The 1189-nt window shown below is 70.2% G+C and carries 1 protein-coding gene; it reads left to right on the top strand.

What is annotated here, in order from left to right; genetic code table 11:
- Nucleotides 1-45 precede the first annotated feature (45 nt).
- Nucleotides 46-1189, top strand: a 1144-nt coding sequence (locus tag J0670_RS38350) for a nitrous oxide reductase family maturation protein NosD (RefSeq protein ID WP_207817389.1), incomplete at its 3' end; no start/stop codon positions are given.

The raw sequence follows: 1189 nt of genomic DNA, 5'->3' as shown, positions 1-1189 counted from the left end.
GTTTCGGGATGCATGAGCGACATTGGAGACGATAGAACACCCGTTATGCAACTTTTGACTACCGGTCAACTCACCTCCAACACATCGCCGGTACGGGAGGGGCACCGGCGGATCACCCTGCCCGCACTGCTCCTCGCCGCCGCCCTCGCGCTCTCCGGATGTTCCTCGACCACCGCCGGCTCCTCCTCCGACGCCCGCCACCCGGACGGCACCGTCGTCCGCGTCCCGCAGGACTTCCCGACCATCCAGAAGGCCGTGGACGTGGCCCGGGACGGCGACACCGTCCTGGTCTCCCCCGGCACGTACCGGGAGAGCGTCCGCATCGCCAAGCCCCGCATCGTGCTGCGCGGCAGCGACCGCAACACCGTGGTCCTGGACGGCGGTGTCCGGCTGGTGAACGGGATCACCGTCACCGGCCCCGGCTCGGTGGTCGAGAACCTCACCGTCCACGGCTACCTCGCCAACGGCGTGCTGTTCACCGGCGTCACCGACGAGCAGCTCCAGCAGCACGGCGCCGGCGGCTCCGCCTACAACCCGCTGGACACCACCCGCTTCCCCGCCGTCGAGGGCTTCCGCGCCACCCGCGTCACCTCGTACGACAACGGGCTGTACGGCATCTACGCCTTCGACGCCCGCTCCGGGATCATCGAGGACTCCTACGCCTCCGGCCAGGCCGACTCGGGCATCTACGTCGGCCAGTGCAAGCCCTGCGACACCCTCGTCCGCGGCAACACCGTCGAGCGCAACGCCGTCGGCATCGAGCTCACCAACGCCTCCGACGGGCTCCACATCCTCGGCAACCGGGTCATCGGCAACCGCGTCGGCGTCACCGTCAACTCCAACGACCTCGAATCCCTCGCCCCGCAGCACGGCGCGGTGATCGCCGGAAACGCCGTCACCGACAACAACGCCGCCGACACCCCCGAACAGGCCGACGGCGGCTACGGCATCGGGATCGGGATCGGCGGCGGCACCGCGAACCTGGTCCAGCGCAACCTCGTCCAGGGCAACCGCGCGGTCGGCATCATCATCACCGACCCGCCCGGCCACCCGGCGAGCGGCAACCGGGTCGAGGGCAACCGGGCCCAGGGCAACGGCGTCGACCTCGTCCTCTCCTCCGTCGACCCCGGCAACTGCTTCACCGGCAACCAGCCCGCCGTCCAGAGCCCGGACGGTCTGGAGTCCCTGG

The sequence above is a fragment of the Streptomyces sp. FH025 genome (genome assembly GCF_017427025.1).
Classification (GTDB): domain Bacteria; phylum Actinomycetota; class Actinomycetes; order Streptomycetales; family Streptomycetaceae; genus Kitasatospora.
Note: the sequence above shows the minus strand (reverse complement) of the source record. Positions and strands in the feature narration are given on the sequence as shown.